At 43.2% G+C, this 20,686-nt stretch carries 13 protein-coding genes; 4 read left to right on the forward strand and 9 right to left on the reverse strand.

Annotated elements, in window-relative coordinates; genetic code table 11:
• Nucleotides 1-28 precede the first annotated feature (28 nt).
• A complete protein-coding gene (locus NDN13_RS08845; RefSeq protein ID WP_033133160.1) occupies nt 29-1,729 on the reverse strand; it encodes an NAD-dependent malic enzyme in 1,701 nt (566 codons plus the stop codon).
• A gap of 700 nt (nt 1,730-2,429) precedes the next feature.
• Between NDN13_RS08845 and trbK the strand changes: the two genes are divergently transcribed.
• Nucleotides 2,430-2,498, forward strand: a complete 69-nt coding sequence (gene trbK / locus NDN13_RS08850) for an entry exclusion lipoprotein TrbK (protein ID WP_251118202.1) — start codon at nt 2,430-2,432, stop codon at nt 2,496-2,498.
• 297 nt (nt 2,499-2,795) lie between these two features.
• Here trbK and NDN13_RS08855 read toward each other — a convergent pair whose 3' ends face one another.
• Both NDN13_RS08855 and NDN13_RS08860 read right to left on the reverse strand, forming a co-directional pair.
• The gene (locus NDN13_RS08855) at nt 2,796-3,638 is read right to left on the reverse strand and encodes an SDR family NAD(P)-dependent oxidoreductase (RefSeq protein WP_251117968.1); all 843 of its coding nucleotides are present in this window, start codon (nt 3,636-3,638) and stop codon (nt 2,796-2,798) included.
• Complete coding sequence (locus NDN13_RS08860; RefSeq protein ID WP_251117969.1) at nt 3,625-4,716, reverse strand: amidohydrolase family protein; 1,092 nt, start codon at nt 4,714-4,716, stop codon at nt 3,625-3,627. Before NDN13_RS08860 ends, NDN13_RS08855 begins: the two co-directional genes overlap by 14 nt.
• A gap of 342 nt (nt 4,717-5,058) precedes the next feature.
• On the opposite strand from NDN13_RS08860, the gene NDN13_RS08865 reads away from it, so the two are divergent.
• Nucleotides 5,059-7,230 (forward strand): TonB-dependent siderophore receptor, encoded by a 2,172-nt coding sequence (locus NDN13_RS08865; RefSeq protein WP_251117970.1) that lies wholly within the window; start codon nt 5,059-5,061, stop codon nt 7,228-7,230.
• 46 nt (nt 7,231-7,276) lie between these two features.
• Nucleotides 7,277-7,960, forward strand: coding sequence for a hypothetical protein (locus NDN13_RS08870; protein WP_251117971.1), 684 nt, complete (start codon nt 7,277-7,279; stop codon nt 7,958-7,960).
• Nucleotides 7,961-8,042: 82 nt separating this feature from the next.
• On the opposite strand, the gene NDN13_RS08875 is transcribed toward NDN13_RS08870, so the two are convergent.
• Entirely contained in the window at nt 8,043-8,927 is an 885-nt protein-coding gene (locus NDN13_RS08875) for a helix-turn-helix transcriptional regulator (protein ID WP_251117972.1), read from the reverse strand.
• 202 nt (nt 8,928-9,129) lie between these two features.
• Here NDN13_RS08875 and NDN13_RS08880 point away from each other — a divergent pair, with 202 nt between their 5' ends.
• Complete coding sequence (locus NDN13_RS08880) at nt 9,130-9,825, forward strand: alpha/beta hydrolase (RefSeq protein ID WP_005321760.1); 696 nt, start codon at nt 9,130-9,132, stop codon at nt 9,823-9,825.
• An 86-nt stretch (nt 9,826-9,911) separates the two neighbouring features.
• Here the strand turns inward: NDN13_RS08880 and NDN13_RS08885 are convergent, their stop codons facing one another.
• The 5 genes from NDN13_RS08885 to NDN13_RS08905 all read right to left on the reverse strand — a co-directional run bounded on the left by NDN13_RS08885 (nt 9,912) and on the right by NDN13_RS08905 (nt 20,685).
• Nucleotides 9,912-10,022, reverse strand: coding sequence for a hypothetical protein (locus tag NDN13_RS08885; protein ID WP_085944200.1), 111 nt, complete (start codon nt 10,020-10,022; stop codon nt 9,912-9,914).
• A 215-nt stretch (nt 10,023-10,237) separates the two neighbouring features.
• Nucleotides 10,238-12,703, reverse strand: coding sequence for an acyl-CoA dehydrogenase (locus tag NDN13_RS08890; protein WP_251117973.1), 2,466 nt, complete (start codon nt 12,701-12,703; stop codon nt 10,238-10,240).
• Between the two features lie 375 nt (nt 12,704-13,078).
• Nucleotides 13,079-14,482, reverse strand: a complete 1,404-nt coding sequence (locus NDN13_RS08895; protein WP_251117974.1) for an efflux transporter outer membrane subunit — start codon at nt 14,480-14,482, stop codon at nt 13,079-13,081.
• Nucleotides 14,483-14,491: 9 nt separating this feature from the next.
• The gene (locus NDN13_RS08900; RefSeq protein WP_251117975.1) at nt 14,492-17,599 is read right to left on the reverse strand and encodes an efflux RND transporter permease subunit; all 3,108 of its coding nucleotides are present in this window, start codon (nt 17,597-17,599) and stop codon (nt 14,492-14,494) included.
• Nucleotides 17,596-20,685 carry a multidrug efflux RND transporter permease subunit gene (locus NDN13_RS08905; protein WP_251117976.1) on the reverse strand — a complete coding sequence of 1,030 codons (3,090 nt, stop codon included), beginning with the start codon at nt 20,683-20,685 and terminating at the stop codon, nt 17,596-17,598. Before NDN13_RS08905 ends, NDN13_RS08900 begins: the two co-directional genes overlap by 4 nt.
• Nucleotide 20,686 lies beyond the last annotated feature (1 nt).

Below are 20,686 nucleotides of genomic sequence, written 5' to 3' on the forward strand. Positions count from 1 at the left end.
AGAGTCCCTTTTTTTATCAACGGATGGCTTAATAACTAACACGGCGATAGTTACGATATTCTGGCGTCCAGAAATTATCTTCAATCGCTTGTTTCAACACATCATTACTCAACGGTACAGCCAAACCATCGGCCATAGCAGCTTTTGCCACTTTAAAGGCAATAAACTTAGACACCTGTTGAATATCGTTGATATTTGGCAATAAATCCGCTGCAGCATTTTTCAAACGCGGTGAACAGTCTGCCAAAGCTGTACTTGCAGCCATTAACATCGAGTCACTGATATGGGTTGCACCACAAGCAATCACACCTAAGCCAATCCCCGGGAAAATATAGGAGTTATTACACTGTGCAATGGCGTAGACCTTGCCTTGGTAATAGATCGGTGCAAAAGGACTACCGGTCGCCACAATTGCAGCGCCTTGCGTCCACTCAATAATATCTTTTGGTTGTGCTTCCACTTGTGAAGTCGGGTTCGACAACGGCAATACAATCGGATGCTTATAATATTTAGCTAAGGTTTTGATGACCTCTTCACTAAACAAACCTGCCTGTCCGGATACCCCAATCAAGATACTTGGTTTGGCATTCTTGACCACATCCAACAAAGCGACGTTGTCACCTGTATATTCCCAAGTACTGATTGCATTGACGGGTGTGGCAAGTTTTTGCTGAAAATCGAGTAAGTTCGGTTGTTGATCGGTCATCAAGCCGAAACGATCCACCATAAAGATACGCGAACGCGCTTCATGGTCACTCAGACCTTCGTCCATCATCTGTCTAACAATCTGTTCAGCAATACCACATCCTGCTGAGCCTGCACCCACAAAAGTAACCGTTTGATCTTTTAGCTGTTTGCCTTGTGCTCTTGAGGCAGCAATGAGGGTCGCAACAGTGACTGCTGCTGTGCCTTGAATATCATCATTAAAACAGCAAATTTTATCACGGTACTGAGTCAATAAAGGCATGGCATTGGTTTGCGCAAAATCTTCAAATTGAATCAGCACATCTGGCCAACGCTGACGCACTGCCTTAATAATTTGCTCAACAAATTCATAATATTGCTCACCACGGATACGCGGCTGTTTCCAACCCATATAAATTGGATCATCAAGCAATTCTTGGTTATTGGTACCGACATCAATGGTGATCGGCAAAGTATAAGCAGGACTAATCCCACCACATGCGGTATAGAGTGACAATTTGCCAATTGGAATGCCCATGCCACCAATACCCTGATCGCCGAGACCCAAAATACGTTCACCGTCAGTAATCACAATTACTTTCACGTTTTTCTTGTTAACGTTATGGATAATTTGATCGATGTATTGACGCTCTGGATAAGAAATAAAGATACCGCGGTGACGACGGTAAATATCCGAAAAGCGCTGACAAGCCTCACCAACTGTTGGGGTATAAATGATCGGCAGCATTTCATCTAAATGCTGACTCAATAAGTTATAGAACAGGGTTTCATTGGTGTCTTGAATATTTCGCAAATAAATATGCTTATTCAAGTCACTATCGAAGGAAAGGTACTGCTGATAGGAACGCTGAGTCTGCTCTTCAATATTCTCAATATTGTACGGAACTAGACCGTGCAAGTTAAAATTCTCTCGTTCTTCTTCGGAAAAAGCAGAGCCTTTATTTAACAAAGGGAGTTCTAAAAGAGCGTTTCCAGCATAGTGAATATATAAAGGTTTTTTGATTTTACTAAGGTTCACAGACATACTTTACTCTTTAGACTCTCTCTCGAATGTACAAAAAATGGATTTGCTGAAGTACTTTCAAAAAGTGCTTTGGCATGGGTAATAATTTACACCAATCGGAGCACAAAACCGAATAAACTGACGGTATGTAAACCAATTCAACATTTAGTAAATAAATAGTAAACCCTGTTTTGGATCACTTTTTAAGCTTCTTGCAACATTTTGAATTATTTTTGCACCAACATCGCTTTAGAATTGTAGTGATATCGTTTTACAAGCTTTGCAATAGACATCTGTCTTAAATAAGGAGTGGCTACTGCAAGGTATAACAATCTATTTAAAGCACAGGAAATTTACTTTTTTAAAATCGCATGATGCCAATCATCTGAATTTAGTTTTCAAATTTTTTTCTTCTTATCGTTCATCACACCACGGCTAAACCCTTTAAAACCCACAAGATGGGACAATTTTGCCCTATCTCTTGCAAATGATCGCCAGTTTTATATGATCTAAGTGAAAGCATTGCTCACCCTATAACGCTCCTTGTTTGACCATGAGCAATGCCTTCATCCATAAAAATTAAACATAGATGGTGATAGCCCCAAAAATCAATTTCACCCAACCCGGAAACGAATAGACTATTAAAATGTAAAAGTTGTTTATATGAAAAATTAGGCCTTATTCTTTTTTTACTTTCTTTGTCTCAGCTTGTTCAGAAAAGATGCCTGAGGTTAATGATGAAAACTGTAAACGTGAAAACATTGCAAAGATCAAGGATGATTTCGCCTGAGCAAATTTCAGCGATAAGTGTTTTAGTTACCCTAAACCACAACATACCAACCGTGATAAAGGTTACTAGATAATAAAGAATATTAATTGGGTTTTATAAATCCACATAAAAACTTTCTAAAATCAAAAAATTTAATATGATGCTGATGTAATGGTCCGTATTGTAGAAAGTTTGGGATAAATGCAATATGCATAAAAGAAAGTTCAGTAAAACCTTCTTTTATGCACGTTCAAATCATCAAGTTGTCTTGTTAAAACTGAATCTAATCTCAATGATTTCAATACCCGTCCGAATACTTTAAGCCTTATTTTTCTTGGATTTGTTGCTGAAAAAACTTAAGGCATGTGAATAATGCGTCGGTGTAATGCGCTGAATCAGATCCAGTACTTTGGCATCATTGCCAATCAAGATCCGTGCTTTATCCGCTTTCACCGCATCTAAAATGACTTTAGCCGCCTGCTCTGGTGGTGTTTTTAAAACCTTATTAAATGCCTGACTGGCTTTGGCTGGATTCATACCTAAGCTCCGAATACTGTCACTCATCCGTGCACTATTGGCAATATTGGTGCGGATTCCACCTGGATGTACACAGGTTGCACTCACGCCATCATTTTGAAGTTTTAATTCTTGTCGTAGGGCTTCGGTAAAACCACGAACTGCAAATTTAGTCGCGTTATAGGCACTTTGAGTCGGTTGTGCGGTTAAGCCAAACAAACTGGAAATATTAATAACATGCCCTTCTCCACTTTGCTTGAGATAAGGCAAGAACTCTTTAGTGCCATAGACCACGCCCCAGAAGTTGATTTTGAAAATCCATTCCAATTCTTCATAGCTCATGCCCTCAACGGTACTGGCGAGCGCTACACCTGCATTATTAAAAATCAGGTTGATCTTGCCATGTGCTTTGAAGCTGTCTTCTGCCCAGTCACGAACGGCTTGTTGATCTGAGACATCCAGTTTGGTCACAGTGACTTTAACTGGATACCGTTGTAACAATGCCTGTGTTTCTGCCAAACCTTTTTCATTGACATCACTCAGCGCTAAATCTGCGCCTTGCTGTGCCAATAAAATCGCCAGTTGTTGCCCAATTCCAGATCCTGCACCTGTAATTGCAGCGACTTTTTGATTAAAACTTTTCATATGATGGCTCTATTTGAAGTTGATAAAAATTGGCAGCGTTTTGTCTAAACATGGCATGCAAAGCCTGATCACCATAAGGACTCAGCATTTGAATATAGGCGTGGATTAAGTCATTTAAACGGGCATTCGGCTTATCCATGGGAAAATTGGATGCAAACATGATCCGCTCTGTACCAAATACCGTGATTGCATGTTGAATCATGGGGCTCAGTAAATTCACCATCTCTGCGATGCTTGCCGTTCGATCTTGCTGATAAAAACGGTGTCCCAATACGGGCATCATCAAACCTGAGATTTTGGCATGGACATTTTTCTGCTCGGCCAGTCGTGCCAAATCCTGTTGCCATTGTTTAAAAATGGCATCACGCTGCGATTGTGTCATTCCCGTTTTCTTGCCCACTGCACCAAACAGCCCAACAGGTGTCGCCAGATGGTCAAGCACAATACGTGTTTCAGGAAATTGTTTGGCCAAGCTGGTGATTTCTGCTAATTGCGTGGAATAGCCCCAAGCATCAAAAGATAAATCCAGTTTTGCCAGTTGTTCAAAACCTTTGAGAAAGCTCCTGTTCTGATATAAATGTGGCCGATCACACCAACGGTAAACACCCTTGTCTTGATGCCAAGCCGCCATTTTACGAATACCGCGAAAAAGTGGACTCGCCTGCTGATGGGCTTTAAGAATATCTTTGAACTTTCGATCTCTTGGGTCAGCTGTCGCAACAATAGCGCCTAATTTTAGACCCCGTGCTTTAAAATCTAATTGCTGAATCCAATCCGTTTCTTCAACCACACCAAAGCCTTTGTGGTGATGCCAGTTGGCTTCGACATGAACCACACTCTCGACTGAAAATGGCGAAGTGTCGGCCTGATAATGCTCAGGTAAATAAGGACGTAATACGTACTCTGTTAAGCCTAAACTATCCAATAAAGGCTTAGGCTTGACCAACCTGACCACTCGATCCATGACAACAGGATATTTTCCCAAAGCTTTGACCAATAAGGCTGCTGAATGCGGTGTGTGATAAGGATCCCATTGATGAATATGCGGGTCGATGATTGCAAAATCTAATCTTGTCATTCTTGTACTCGATATAAGCTCAGCGCATAAAATCTGAAATGATGCTCATCCATGACATCTCTAATATTTCTAAATACAGTGTTCATTGTTTTAGCCTACTGAACAAAGCACTATGAATAAAATGATTTATTTAAATATTTAACTATGAATAGCATTCATTCATTAGTAAAAATAATAAATGCATTATCAATACTTTAATTTTTATAAATCCTGCCTTTATTGTAAATGATTCCTATTTAACTATACTTAAGCCCCTTATTGCATGCTAAACCTCCCTTTTAGCTCAATACGTTGATTACGCTCCTGCATCAACCCGATTTTCTGTATCGCTCAGGTATCTCTATGTCTGCTTTTTCGCCACGCAAAAACCTCATTACTGTTGAAATTTTAAAACAAAGCAGCCCATTCCTTTTATCTTTAATACCGGTGCTGTCGTGGGCAGAAACGACCTCGATACAACCCACGCAACTCGCAACCATTAATGTTCAAGCTGAGCAATCCTCAAGCTATATCGCTGCACAAACAGCATCAACATTACGTGGCAATCAAAACAATCTAGAAAGCCCACAAACGGTAAATGTGGTGTCTAAACAATATATGAAAGATTATTTGCCAGCTAACTTGGATAATGCACTAACCCAAGTTAGTGGTATTACTCAGGGTAATACTTTGGGGGGTACTCAAGATACCGTCATGAAACGGGGCTTTGGGGATAATCGTGATGGCTCGATTACCGTGAATGGCATGCCAATTGTGCAAGGTCGCACCATGAATGCTGCAGTTGAGCAGGTTGAAGTATTAAAAGGTCCTGCATCTTTACTCTACGGCATTATGGACCCAGGTGGTGTGGTCAATGTCATTACCAAAAAACCTGAAACGACACAAAAAACTGAATTTTCAGTGTATGGTTCAAGCTTCGCCGCAGGTAAAAATGGTCTAGGTGCGATTCTGGATACCACGGGTGCAATCAGCGACAGTAACTTTGCCTATCGTTTTATTGCCGATCATTCCGATGCAGACTACTGGCGTAATTTCGGTAATCTCAAACAGACTTTAATTGCGCCCTCATTGGATTGGGATAATGGTCAGACTAAAGTCAATTTAAGTTATCAATATCGTGACTTTGATGTGCCTTTTGATCGCTCAACCATTTTTGATCCCAACACAAAAAAAGCTTTACCGATCTCGAAATATCAACGTCTGGATGAAGCCTTTAACCAAATGAAAGGTGAAGCTCATTTGGCACAACTATTGGTTGATCATCAGCTTAATGATAACTGGTCAGCTCACTTGGGCTATAGCTATAATTACGAGACTTACGATGCCAATCAACTCCGTGTGACCAAGCTAAATACGGCCAACCATACGGTGACACGCCGTACCGATGCCACCTTAAATGCAGAAAGTATAGACAGCAATGCCCAAGCCTATCTCAATGGTTCGGTCAATTTACTGGGTTTAAAGCATGATATTCAAATTGGTTCAGATATCGAATACCGTAAATATTTCCGTCCAGATATGGTTCGTGGTGATAGCTCAACCTTAGATTATTTAAATCCCAAGTTTGGAACAGTTGAAGCATCTAAAAATATCGTTGCATCCGATAGCGACCAAACTGACAAATTGCATACCTATGGTTTTTATCTGCAAGATGCGATTCACTTAAATGAAAACTGGATCGCCGTACTCGGTGGCCGTTATCTGAATTATCAACAGACCGCTGGACGTGGACGACCATTTAAAGAAAATACCAATACCAAAGACGATGCTTGGCTCCCGCATGCGGGCTTAGTCTATCAATGGAATGATCAGCTGTCTTTCTATGGCAGCTATACCGAATCCCTCAAACCCTCGTCTTCAATTGCACCTTTAGGCGGCAATGCAGTCATTGATGCCGATGTCAAACCTGAGCAAGCCAAATCTTATGAAGTCGGTGCAAAATACGAGTTCAATGAGCGTATTAAGGCCAACTTTGCACTCTACGATATTAAAAAACGTAATGTTTTAGCCAAAGTCACCAACTCATCGAGTAATGAAGTTGAACTGCATACCACAGGCGCAGTCCGTTCCAAAGGCGCTGAACTCGACCTGACAGGCCGTCTGACTGATCAACTTGATGCCACCCTGACCTACGCCTATACCGATGCCAAAGTCACTGAAGATGAGCTTGGTCTGCAAGGCAATCGCTTGAGTAATGTCGCACGAGATACTGCATCACTGGCCTTAGCCTATAATTACGGTGAACTTTATCATGGCAAATTACGTTTAGGCCTCAGTGGCAATTATGTCGGCAAACGTGCGGGAGACTCGGAAAATAGCTTTGACCTGCCTGAGTATGCACTGGCCAATGCCTTTGTCAGTTATGACACCACCATTGCCAAACAAGCGGTTAATTTTCAATTTAATTTAAATAATATCTTTGATAAAACTTACTATACAGCCAGCGTTAATAATCTGGCGGTGTCTCAAGGGGATTCTCGTCAAGCGGTATTACGTGCCACTTTTAAATTCTAATAAAGGATCAGCGCAGTAAGTTCATTACTGCGCTTTTGAGATCAATATGAAAAAAATTATTACGATCATGACGATGATCCTTGCCTTTAGTACATGGACATCCTCTGTTTACGCTCAAACACGGATTGCCCTGATTTCACAGCTCAAAGGGGCTTCCTTTGCCACTGATGTTGCGATTCAAAATTACTTGCAACGCAAGGGCTATCAGATTGAGCTACTCGATCAATCTGTTTCCCCCAACAGTTTAAAAAACACCGATCTGGTGATTATCTCTTCAACGGTGGCATCCAAAAATCTGCAATCGGGTTGGCGACAACTGCCGATTCCGCTGATGACATGGGAAAATGATTATCTCGATGATCTGGCCATGACCGGTAAACGGATTGATACTGATTTTGGTGAAGTCAAGAAAGAACGTTACTTGTGGCTGGTCAATGCACCGCATCCCCTGTCGGCGCATCTTTCCGCGGGGACACGTAACGTCTATAAAGCACAAGCGCCAATGAGTTGGGGCAAACCAGGACTCGGTGCTACGATCATTGCAACCATTTATGGGCAACCTGAAAAAGTCGCCATCTGGGGTTATGAAAAAGGTGCAACCATGGATTATGAGTCGCTAGCGCCGGCAAAACGACTGATGTTTTTTCTCAATAACGAGACCTTTAGCAATCTGTCTGAGGATGGATTGAAACTGTTTGATGCTGCAATTCAGTGGTCACTGAACAAATAAAATCCAAACCTAGATTTCAATGCACTGATGCTGTTCAGTCTGCATCAGTGCAAATTCTCATCTATACATTTGCTCGAACACTTTAAAATACTTCCTGACTTATTGCGGCCCTAAATACTTTCGGAGCACACCCAAAGCTTTGCGCAAAAGCACGGCTAAAAGCGGCTTGAGAAGAATAGCCGACGCATTCAGCAACTTGCGCAATATTTTTATCGGTTTCTTGGAGCAATTGGCTGGCTAATTTCATCCGCCAGTTTTTTAAATATAGCATCGGGGGTACGCCAACCCATTCAACAAATTTTTTGGAAAAACTGGATCTAGACTGTTTAGTCAGTTGGGCAAGTGAATTTACATCCCATTCATATGCAGGTTGTGCATGCATCAACGACAATACCTTGCTCATCATCGGATCACGTAATGCAGAAATCCAGCCTTTATGCTCAATCTGCTCTTTAGCCAACCAAAAACGTATCGACCAAATCAATAATAAATCAATAATTCGAGACAACATGACTCGACTGCCCAATGTTGGATGCTCAAGTTCGAGCTGAATGGCCGCCACGGTCATAGGCACCCATTCCGCAACTTTTTCAGCATTATGCTGTGAGGGTACATGAATGTAACTCGGTAATCCTTCTGCAATCGCCTCGCCATAAATACCGTTCAATTCAAACGTGCAACTCATCACAGTCGCAACTGAACCCTGCTCCGTACATACTTCGAGCGAATGTTCCAACTTGCTCGGCAACACAACAATATCACCTTGCTGCAATATCAAATCGACTTGCATCCGTTTGATTCTCAATCGACAGCTCGCCTGCTGAATAATATGGATATAGGCATATCGGGCAGGAAAGCACCGTTTCTTTTGTGCTGAGAGATGCTCCACGCCATAGATTTCACCCGAGATATCGGCGAAACGATAAATATCAAAAAAGATATCTGTTAAAACATGCTCATCGCTCATTTTGCTCATCTGTCCTTAAAAGTGTTTCTGCAAAAACATTGGCGTTTCAGTTATTGTGGAAGCATAACAAAACACCAATAATCTTTTGAGAAGATTTCGTTAGTATAAAAAACACCCACCTCCACCCATCTCTTTATACCGTAAAACTTCCACTATTAAATATCGAAAATTCAATACAATAGCATTCAGCTAGGAGATAAATATGAGTACTCAACCGACCATTATTCTGGTACACGGTTTTTGGGGCGGTGCAGCCCATTGGACCAAAGTGATTAATGAATTGTCCCATCAAGGTTATCAGTCCTTACGTGCCGTGGAACTTCCATTAACCTCGCTTGCAGATGACGTAGAACGAACTCAAAAAATGATTGCCCAAGTTGATGGTGATGTACTGTTAGTGGGTCACTCTTACGGCGGCGCAGTGATTACCGAAGCAGGCAACCATCCAAATGTTGTGGGTTTAGTTTATATTGCTGCCTTTGCACCAGATAGCAATGAAAGCCCTGGGGCAATTACCCAACAACACTTACCTGTGGCAGCGCCGAATCTCGAACCAGATAGTGATGGTTATCTTTGGCTTAAAGTCGATAAATTTCACGAAAGTTTCTGCCAAGACCTGAGCAAAGATGAAGGTTTTGCCATGGGCGTTACCCAAAAAGCACCTTTAGCCAGTACCTTTGGCGATAACATTAGCAACCCTGCTTGGAAAACCAAACCCTCTTGGTATCAAATCTCAACCCAAGACCGCATGATCAGCCCAGAAAACCAAGCAGTAATGTCTGATCGTTTAAATGCTAAAAAAGTAATTTCTTTAAACGCAAGTCATGCTTCATTGGCCTCACAACCGAAAGAAGTAACTGCTTTAATTACTGAAGCTGTGGCATTTTTAACTCAATAAAGATTTAGCCCATCTAGGGAATAACATCATTCCCTAGATGGCTGTTTTCATTAATCACGACTTCAACACGACACAGCCATCACAGCTTATAAAAAATATTCCCAGATTATGTAACCTAGACCGAATCCAAGAAATGCATACAGAGTAATGATGAAGAATACAAAACTGGCATTATTCTTTTTTTTCAAAAAATTCATATCGGTACCTTTGTCTTTGCTCAACTCATGTTGTTATAGTGCAATAAGATACAGACAAAAAAAAGACACAGAATTTTCTAAAAAAAATATAACAGATAAGCTTGGAAAAATTAGAACTGTTATGAAAACAGTCCCAAATATTATTAAAACATGGACAATAGCATCATCAATATATTCAGGACTGTTCGATCTTAATTTGAAAATACTAAAAACAATCAGGTTTTAAGATGCGGATTATCCAGTGGCAGTTCCTTGTCTAAATGTGCATCAAAAATATCGGTCAGCATACTGTCATAACGTTTGGCGTTGTATTGTACAAGTGACTCTGCCTCAGCAGTTGTAATGAAACCTGTCTCAATCGCATCAGCAATATGTTGCTCAAAGGTCAAACCACTAAACTGATCTTTCGACTCCGCCTTTTTAAACTTATTCCACAACGGTTGTAGCTGTAGTAAAGCCTGAAAAGCAGATTCCATACGTCCCATCACATCGTTAGCATCGGTGTTGTAATAAACATGTTGCTTCAACTGATCTCTGAATGCATGTTCTTGCATGATTAGCTGAGCCACCTCTTGCTTCAACTGATCCGATGGTGCTGCAATTGGACGACCAAATGGGAAGCACAGCAATTTGACCATACACGCAGCAAGCTTCATTGGGAAATTCTCATAGAAGCCAAAGAACGCTTCTTGCACTTGATATAAGGCTTTATTGAGGGCCAATTCTGCATGTTTTCGTTCGGCCTCAGTTCTTTGACCATGCTCATAGTATTTCAAAATTGCCGTAGCAATAAATAAATTCGCATGGATATCAGCCAACCGACCAGACAGCATTTCTTTACGTTTTAAATCACCGGCTAAAATTCCAAGTGCCATATCTGCCGTCAATGCAAAATCGGCACTGAAACGGTTGATCTTGCTGTAATACGCTTTGGAAAAATCGTCTGCTTGTTGAGAGCCTTGATCTGAACCACCGGTAATCGAATATGCCGCTGCTCTCGCCGCACGATTAAAGGTATAAGCCAAATGTTTAAATAGTAAAGGAGAAAAAGTTTTGAAAGCAGATGCCTTATCTTCCGATTGCAATAACTGTAATTCTTCGAATAAATAAGGGTGACAACGCATTGAGCCTTGACCAAAAATCATCAATGAACGAGTCAGAATATTGGCCCCTTCTACCGTAATCGCCACAGGAATAGATTGATAAGTCAGTGCAAGGAAGTTACGTGGACCTAATTGAATCGCTCGCCCACCGACCACGTCCATGCCATGATTGACCACTTTGCGCATGGTTTCAGTGGCATAGTATTTGGCCATTGCGGTCATCACCGCTGGCGTTCCGCCTTCGTTTAAACCACAGGTGACTAAATAGCGAAACGACTCCAACATATAGGCATCACTGGCGATATCACTGGTCGCCTCTTGTACCCCTTCAAAATGCCCAACCGAGATTTTGAATTGTTGACGCACACTGGCAAATGCACCGACCAACAGGTAGCTCATTTCTCCTCCAGCCGTTGCCAAAGCAGGCAGTGAAATACCTCGACCCACGCCTAGGCACTCCATCAGCATACGCCAACCTTTACCTGCATTTTGCTGGCCACCAATAATCCAGTCCAATGGAATAAAGACATCACTGCCCTCAACCGTACCATTCATAAACGGTGCGCCTGGATTATGTCGAGGGCCAATCTGAATACCTTCATGGTCAGCAGGAATCAAGGCACAGGTAATGCCATATTCCACTTTGCTTTTATCACCAAGCAAACCTTCTGGATCATAGAGCTTAAACGCCAGACCAATCACGGTGGCAATCGGTGCCAGCGTAATCCAGCGCTTGGAGAAATTCATTTTTAAACCGAGTACTTCATGGCCTTGGTACTGCCCATAACAGACCACTCCTGTATCAGGAATCGCCCCTGCATCTGACCCAGCTTCAGGGCTGGTCAAACCAAAACAAGGCACTTCTGTCCCTTTTGCCAATCCGGGTAAATAGCGTTGCTTTTGCTCTTCAGTCCCATAGTGCAGCAGTAACTCACCTGGCCCAAGCGAATTTGGTACCATACAACTGACTGCAGCAGTTAAGGAACGAGACGCAATTTTGCTCATAATGCGACTTTGTGCAAACGGTGTAAATTGCTTACCGCCAAATGATTTCGGAATAATCAAACCTAAAAAGCCGTTGTCTTTAATAAATTGCCAAACCTCTGGCGGTAGGTCTTTTTCTTGATGATGAATCTGCCATTCATCTAACATGGAACAGAGCTGTTGTACTTCATGATCTAAAAATGCTTGTTCTTCTGCAGATAAGGTTGGATAAGGATATTGATCAAACTTTTCCCAATCAGGCGCCCCCATAAACAGTTCTTTTTCCCACCAACTGGTCCCCGCTTCCAAAGCTTCTCTTTCCGTGACACTCATACTCGGCATTGCTTTTGAGAGAATATTAAACGCAGGTCGACTCAGCAAAGCATCACGCAAAGGTGCAATCAAAACAATTACACTCGCAAGAATAATCGGGATGCCCAGTAACAGACTCCACGGTGTTATCAACATACTACAGAGAATGGCGGCGACAATGGAAACAACACAGCCAACAGTTCGATTGGCTTCAAAATAAAAAACAGCCCATACCACAACTAACTGAATCAATAGGCCAAGCAATATCAATAATACAATCATATTTGCTCCGTTATCTCAGATTGGGATGAAGATGAAATAAGAAAGATCTGAATTAATTTATGATGAACGTCTTTCTTTAATAAAAACGGCTATTTTTTATTCTACATATCGAAGTGCTATTTGCTTGATTAACTACTAAAATTTACACAAAGGCATTCAGATGATACTGAAAAATAAAAATCATGAGCTAAACAGAATACCGCTCTAAAAAATTGGAATCCTTTCCCTCAAAAATCCAAAAATAAAATCATCAATCCCTATTCTTTTAAAGGCTCTCGGCAAAAAATAACTGAGGCAAGCTGCTTATTACGACGGTGAACTAGTATCTATGAAACCGACATTAGATCACCGCAACTCTTGCTCAACCAACTCAATTTAAGACAAAGAATTCATCCCACCACCCAATGCAGCCACCAATTGCGCTGAATTTTTGAGATGCAACTGCTGTAATTCCAATAAACGTTCTTCTGCACTCAAACGCAGATTCTGTGCTGTCGCGACTTCTAGATAACTGACCAAACCTGCTTGATAACGCTGCTTGGCAACCCGTTCATTTTCAATCGACAACTTAAGCAGTTGCTGTTGTGCTACGATCTGCTGCTGGAAATGACCTGCTTGCAGCAAACCATCTTCCACCTCTTTCCAGCCTGTTAAAACTGAATGTTTATAGGCAGCAAGCTTTTCATCGTAATTGGCTTGAGCTTGTTGAATATCAGCCTTTCGTTTTCCCCCATCAAACAACGTGCCTAAGACTTTTGCACCCATTGACCATGCGGTATTGGGTGACTGCAATAAAGTATGGAAAACCTGACTATTGGCACTGCTATCCAAGCTGATAGTCAAATCAGGTAGCCATGCGGTTTGTGCTAAGCCTAATTGCGCATGTGTCATTGCCAATTCCCGTTCGCTACGAATCACATCGGGACGTTGTGCCAACAACCGACTTGGAATTTGGGTCGGGATTTGAGGGGTACTAAATTGATAGCGATTTTTATTTAAATTAAAGTCCGCCACATTACGTCCAACTAAGACTGCCAACACATTTTCTTGCAAATCACGACTACGTTGTAGCTCTAACAGTTGCAACCCGACTTGTTTAAGTTGGGTCTCCGCCTGAATCACATCAGCCCGTGCAATCATGCCTGCTTGGTATTGCTGCTGTAAAATACGCACAGATCGTTGATCACTTTGCTGGGTCTGATTTAACACATCCAGTTTGGCGTCGAATAAGCGAATGCTCCAATAGGCCTCTGCTGCGAGCAGTTGCTGACTCAGCTGAATGGCAGCTAAATCTGCAGTAGATGCTTGCAAGTTGGCCTGTTGCCCTTCCACCGCTTTTGCAACTCTCCCCCAAAGATCAGGGATCCAACTCACTGCAACATTGGCACCGAATTGACGACTCTTGCCAACGTTTTTATTTTCGGTTTGATTGGCATTGCCGCCCATGCTGATGCTCGGAAGTGCATTGGCACGTTGTCCATCCAACAATGCCATAGCATGGCGATACTTAGCTTGGGCCTGTTGGATGCTCAAGTTGTCCTGATCCAATTGCTGTATCAGCTTGGATAAGATCGGATCCTGATACATCTCCCACCATTGCTGCGGTGTCGCTGCTATCTTGGAAGCTTCAATCCACTGCAAATCTGCATATTTATATTGTGCAGCACTCTGAATCACAGGCTGCTGATAGGCTGCTGGCTTAAAAGTACTGGACTGACATGCCGTGAGCAGCATCGTCACTGCGATACCGATAGAAAGTGTAAAAACTGTTTTTTTCATAGCGACTTCCTATTTACTCCAACGCAAGATATTTAATCGCAGTTTGAAGCGATTCAGGAATTGAGCAAATTTTTCAAATATGAGATACATCACTGGGGTGGTATATAAGGTTAATAATTGCCCCAGTGCCAATCCGCCAACAATGGCAATCCCAAGTGGTTGCCGCATTTCCGAGCCTTCTCCCCAACCGAGTGCCAAAGGAATCGCACCCAATAAAGCTGCGGTATTGGTCATTAAAATCGGTCTAAAACGCAATGTTGCCGCAGCAATAATGCTGTCTAAATCGGTGTGACCTTGGCGTCGTTGCTGCAAAGTAAAATCAATCAGCAAGATCGCATTTTTCACCACAATCCCGATTAGCAAAAAGATGCCTAACAAGGCAATCAGACTAAACGGAATCTGAAACAGCCATAAGCTGAGTAAAGCCCCCAAAGCCGCCGTTGGAATAGTGGATAAAATAGTAAAAGGATGCACAATACTTTCATAATTGATCCCCAAGACAATAAAAATCAGCACGATCACAGCCGCAATCAAAGCAGGCGTACTCAAACCTGCCTGTAGGCTTTCAGTTTCAACATCGCGATCTGTCATTACAAAGATTTCTTTTGGCAGCATGATCTTTGGCAAGACCTGACGGATCGCAGCATCGGCTTGTTCATAGCTATAGCCTTTCTTAACCACATAACCCACCCCCATTGCGGCAAATTGATTACGGCGATAAACCCGATCATTGCTAATGCCATAACTCCACGTAGCAAAATTGCTTAAGGGCACATAGATCCCTTGTTGATTTGGCACTTTCACATCCGCCAAGGCTTCTGGATGTTCGGTAAAACGTTGGTCAACTTCCATCACCACATAGAACTGATCATTGCGATCATAAATTGTGGAAATCTGCCGTTGCGAAAAGGAGTTATTGAGCACACTGGAAATACTTTCAATATCAATGCCCAATCGTTTTGCAGCTTCACGGTCAATATCCAAAGTAACATGCTGCGCGCCTTCATCACCCTGTGTTTCCACCTCTTCAAACTCAGGCAGTTTACGCATGGCCTCGGCCACTTTGGGTGCCCATTCACGTAATAAGCTCACATTGTCAGATTGCAGTAACAGCAAATATTCTTGGGCATTACCACTGGAAAAAGGATCATCCAATTCCAAATCTTGTTCGACATCTGCTGAGAACACTGCCCCTGCCTGCCAAGGTACATTTTTCTTTAAACGCTCGACCACCTGTTTGGAGCTTAAACCGTCACGTTCAGCTTTTGGCTTGAGACTGACCATCAAAAATGAGTTGGTCATGCCACCACCGCCACCTGAAGTACCGACCACATCCTGCACCGCAGGATCTTTGAGTAAGGCTTGGTTAAATGCAGCAATTTTCGGCTGCATAATCTGAAAAGAAAAACCATCATCGCCACGAATAAAGGCACCAACTCGCCCTGTGTCTTGTTCAGGCAAAACACGTTTAGGCAATAAATTGTAGAGATAAACTGAAGCAATGATTGCCGCCAGCCACAGCACCACAATCAGATAAGCATGTTTGAGTACCCAATGCAGAGAGCGAATATAAGATTGGGTCAAGCCCTGAATCAGATCATGGCTATAACGATACAGTCGTGGAGGGGTATTAAGAGATAGAGGTTTTAAACAGCGTGCTGATAAGCTGGGGGTTAAGATCAAGGAAACAAAAACCGAGAGCAACACCACAAAGACCAAGGTCAATGAAAACTCTCTAAACAAGCGTTCAATCACACCGCCCATAAACAAGACCGAGAGGAAAATCACCATCAATGCCAGGTTCATGGCAATCAATGTAAAGCCAACCTCTTGGATGCCTTTTACCGCTGCTTGTGCAGGTGAATCGCCTTGTTCGATATAGCGTTCAATATTTTCGAGTACCACAATGGCATCATCCACCACCAAGCCAATCGCCACGATGATCGCCATAATCGACAGGTTATTCAGTGAAAAGCCAGCCAAATAAATCAGACTACATACGCCAATTAAAGTGACCAGTAATGCCATTGCAGGAATCACCGCACTTTGCAGCCGCCCCAACATCAGCACCACAACGATGACCACCAGCAACATGGATAAAAACAAGGTATCCCTTGCTTCCTCTAAACTGTTACGGACAATAGTCGAGCCATCCATCACCACAGTTAATTGCGCATCACGTGGCATCAGTTCTGTTAGAACGGGCAATTTGGCTTTAATCAGATCAATGGTCGCCACAGTATTGGCATTTGGCTGTCGGCTAATCTTTAAAATCACCGCAGGCTGTCCATTGTGAAAACCACTGACATAGCGGTTTTCAACCGAATCATGTACTTCTGCAATATCTTTTAAGCGAACAATGCCTTGATCGGTATGTCGGATGACCAGATCGGTAAAATCTTGGGCGGTCTTTAATTCTGTAGAAAGTGCCACTTGCCAGCGTAATTGCTGTTGCTCCACCACGCCCAATGCCTGCACCACATTACTTTTCGCGACAGCCTGTCGCACCTGTTCGAGAGAAATGCCCGTTGAAACTAAAGCCGTTGGATTGATAGTGATACGCACGGCAGGCATGGAAGCCCCATCAATTGCCACTTCACCGACCCCACTGATTTGGGCCAAATTCGGTTGTAATTGATTGGAGGCAATTTCGTATAGCTTTGCCGCTGAAAGTTGTTTTGAGCTGAGTGCCAAATAAAAAATCGGACTTTGACTCGGATTGATTTTAAAATACTCAGGCGGACTCGGCATGCCCGCAGGTAGCTGTGACATCGCCGCATTGATGGCGGCCTGAACTTCACGCGCCGCTTCGTTAATATCGGTATTTAAATCAAAATGTAACACCACCTGTGTCGAACTTTGATTACTGGATGAATTAATCGCTTTAACCCCAGATACCCCCATCATGGCACGTTCCAACGGGGTTGCTACTGTTGCAGACATACTTTCTGGACTGGCACCGGGCAGATTGGCACGCACCACAATGGTCGGAATATCTGCTTGTGGCAATGCCGCAACAGGCAAACGCAAATAGGCCAATATACCGAGTAAAACAATCGCAATCCCCAACAGCACACTGGCCACTGGACGTTGCACAAACACAGACAGCAACGTCATTGCGATGCTCCTGTCTGATCTGAAAGTAGGTTTGCATCGGGTTGCTTGGCTTGCAGGCGATCAAAAAACAGATATACCACGGGTGTGGTAAATAAGGTGAGCACCTGACTGACCAATAGACCACCGACCATCACCAACCCGAGTGGCTGACGAAGTTCAGCCCCAGAACCCGAAGCCAGCATCAGCGGAATTGCACCCACTACCGCTGCAAGTGTGGTCATCAAAATTGGACGGAACCGTAATAAAGCAGCCTGATAAATGGCTTGCTCAGCCGACAAGCCCTGATGACGTTGTGCCGCAAGTGCAAAATCCACCATCATGATACCGTTTTTCTTGACCAAACCAATCAATAAAATAATCCCGATCAGTGCAATCATGTCCAACGGCTGGCCCACCATGAACAAGGCTAGTAATGCGCCTATCGCGGCAGAAGGTAAGGTTGAAAGAATGGTCACAGGATGGATAAAGCTTTCATACAGCATGCCGAGCACAATATACATGGTCACAATCGCGGCAATCACCAACCAAAAGGTATGTTGCTGTGAGTTTTCAAAAGCTGCTGCTGCGCCTTGCAGTTGAACCTGTAGCTCTGGCGGTAGCTCAAGACTTTGTTTAACCTGCTCAATTGCATTAATCGCTTCGCCTAAAGACACCCCCTTGGCTAAATTAAAAGAAATCCCAACGGCAGGAAATTGCGACTGTTGCTGTAAAAGAATCGGCGCATGTTTTTCGACAATCGTGGCGACAGAGCTCAATAAAATTGGCTGTCCTTGGTTGTTGTGAATATAGGTTTGGTTTAAGGCCTCAATCCCTTGGGTGAGTTTTGGGTCTAACTCTAAAACAATGCGGTACTGATTAGACTGTGTATATAAAGTTGCAATTTGCCGCTGCGCAAATAAATTCTGCAAAGCCAAACTAATGTCTTCAAGGGTTAGACCTAAACGCGCAGCCGCATCTCGATTGACCCCAATATAGGCTTGTAAACCTTGCCCTGCATCCTCACTGGTTACTTCTGCAAATGCAGCCTGCTGACGCAAGGCCTGAACCAGTTTAGGCGTCCACTCCTCAACCAATTGATTTTTGTGTGCAGTCACACTGAGTTGATATTGGGTGCGGCTAATTTTGTCTTCTATACTGAGTTCTTGTACGGGTTGCATCCAACCTTTAATGCCATGTACCTGTGCAAAATTTTCATTCAGTCGTGTCATCACTTCCGCAGCAGGTGCACGTTCGGCATGCGCTTTTAAATTCACCAAAATACGCCCATTGCTTAACTTCGGATTATTGGCATCCACACCAATAAAGGAAGATAAGCTGGCAACCGCAGGATCTTTTAAAATCACTTCGGCCAAAGCCTGTTGGCGTTCACTCATGGCTTGAAATGAAATCTGGTCAGGGGCTTCCGTCACCACCTGAATCACACTATTGTCCTGTACAGGGAAAAAGCCTTTGGGAATCGACCAATACAGCAGTCCTGCCAATAGCACTGTTGCCAACATCACCATCAAGGTCAGTACTTGGTGTCGAAGTACCCATTGCAACAACTTGGCATAGTGCTGAATGACACGATCCAGACTCCATCGACTCGGTTGCTGTGCATGCTTGGGTGCATCTTTCAGTAAATAGGCACACATCATGGGGGTTAAAGTCAGCGAAACGAGCAATGAAAGTGCAATTGCAGCAGCCAGTGTCACAGCAAACTCATGGAACAATCGCCCAACCACATCGCCCATAAAAAGCAAAGGAATCAAAACTGCAATCAAGGAAATCGTCAATGAAATCAGGGTAAAGCCAATTTCTTTGGAACCTTTCAATGCCGCTTGCAACATGCTTTCACCAGACTCGCGGTGTCGTGCAATATTTTCGAGCATGACGATAGCATCATCCACCACAAATCCCGTTGCGATGGTTAAGGCCATTAAAGTCAGGTTATTCACCGAGAAGCCAAGAAAATACATCAATACAAACGTACCAATAATCGATAGCGGTACGGCGATACTCGGAATCAGGGTCGCAGCAAAATTACGTAAAAATAAGAAGGTGACCAACACCACCAAACACACGGCGAAGACCAATTCTTTTTGTACATCTTTAATCGAGCTACGAATACTTTCTGTTCGGTCAGTGAGGACGCGAATACGAACATTGTCGGGTAGATTCTGTTGTAACTCAGGCAGTATTTTTTTGATCTGATCAGCCACCTCAATCACATTGGCATTAGGCTGACGCTGGATATTTACCAAAATAGCCGATTGGCTGTCCGCCCATGCAGCCATATAGCGATCTTCACTACCCTCAAGTACTTGTGCAACATCTTTTAAACGAATCGGTGCGCCATTATTCCAACGTAAAATCAGGTTTTCATAATCGGCAATCGAACGCATCTGATCATTGGCATCGAGCATTGTCGATCGAAAAGGCCCATCAAAACTCCCTTTTGGTTGATTAGCATTGGCAGCAGAAATAGCCGTACGTACATCTTCGGCACTGAGCTTAAACGCTGCCAAAGCAGCTGGATTCATCTGCACGCGGATCGCAGGACGTTGCCCGCCTGCAAGACTGACCATTCCCACGCCTGAAAGTTGCGACAGTTTTTGCGCCACTCGGGTATCGACCATGTCATAGACTGTGGTCAGTGGCAAACTGTCAGAACTAATCGCCAAAGTAATCACGGGCACATCGGCAGGATTCACTTTGCGATAGATTGGCGGTGTGGGTAAATCATTGGGCAATTTACTACTTGCGGTACTTAATGCCGACTGTACTTCTTGCTCGACAATGCCCAGCTCGGCAGTTAACTCAAATTGCAGGGTGATCACCGATGCCCCAACCGAACTATTCGAAGACATTTGCTTCAAACCTGCAATTTTGCCCATTTCTCGTTCTAAAGGTGAGCTAATGGTTCGCTGTACCGTGTCTGGATTTGCACCTGGCTGAAAGGTGTATATCTGAATAATCGGATAATCGACTTGTGGCAATGCCGATACGGGTAATAAACGCCAAACCAGTAGGCCACTAAAAAACAGTGCCAACATCAATAAAGTGGTGGCGACGGGTCGTAAAATAAAGAATCTGGAAATATTCATA

Source organism: Acinetobacter sp. C32I (assembly GCF_023702715.1).
In the GTDB taxonomy this organism is placed as follows: Bacteria; Pseudomonadota; Gammaproteobacteria; order Pseudomonadales; family Moraxellaceae; genus Acinetobacter.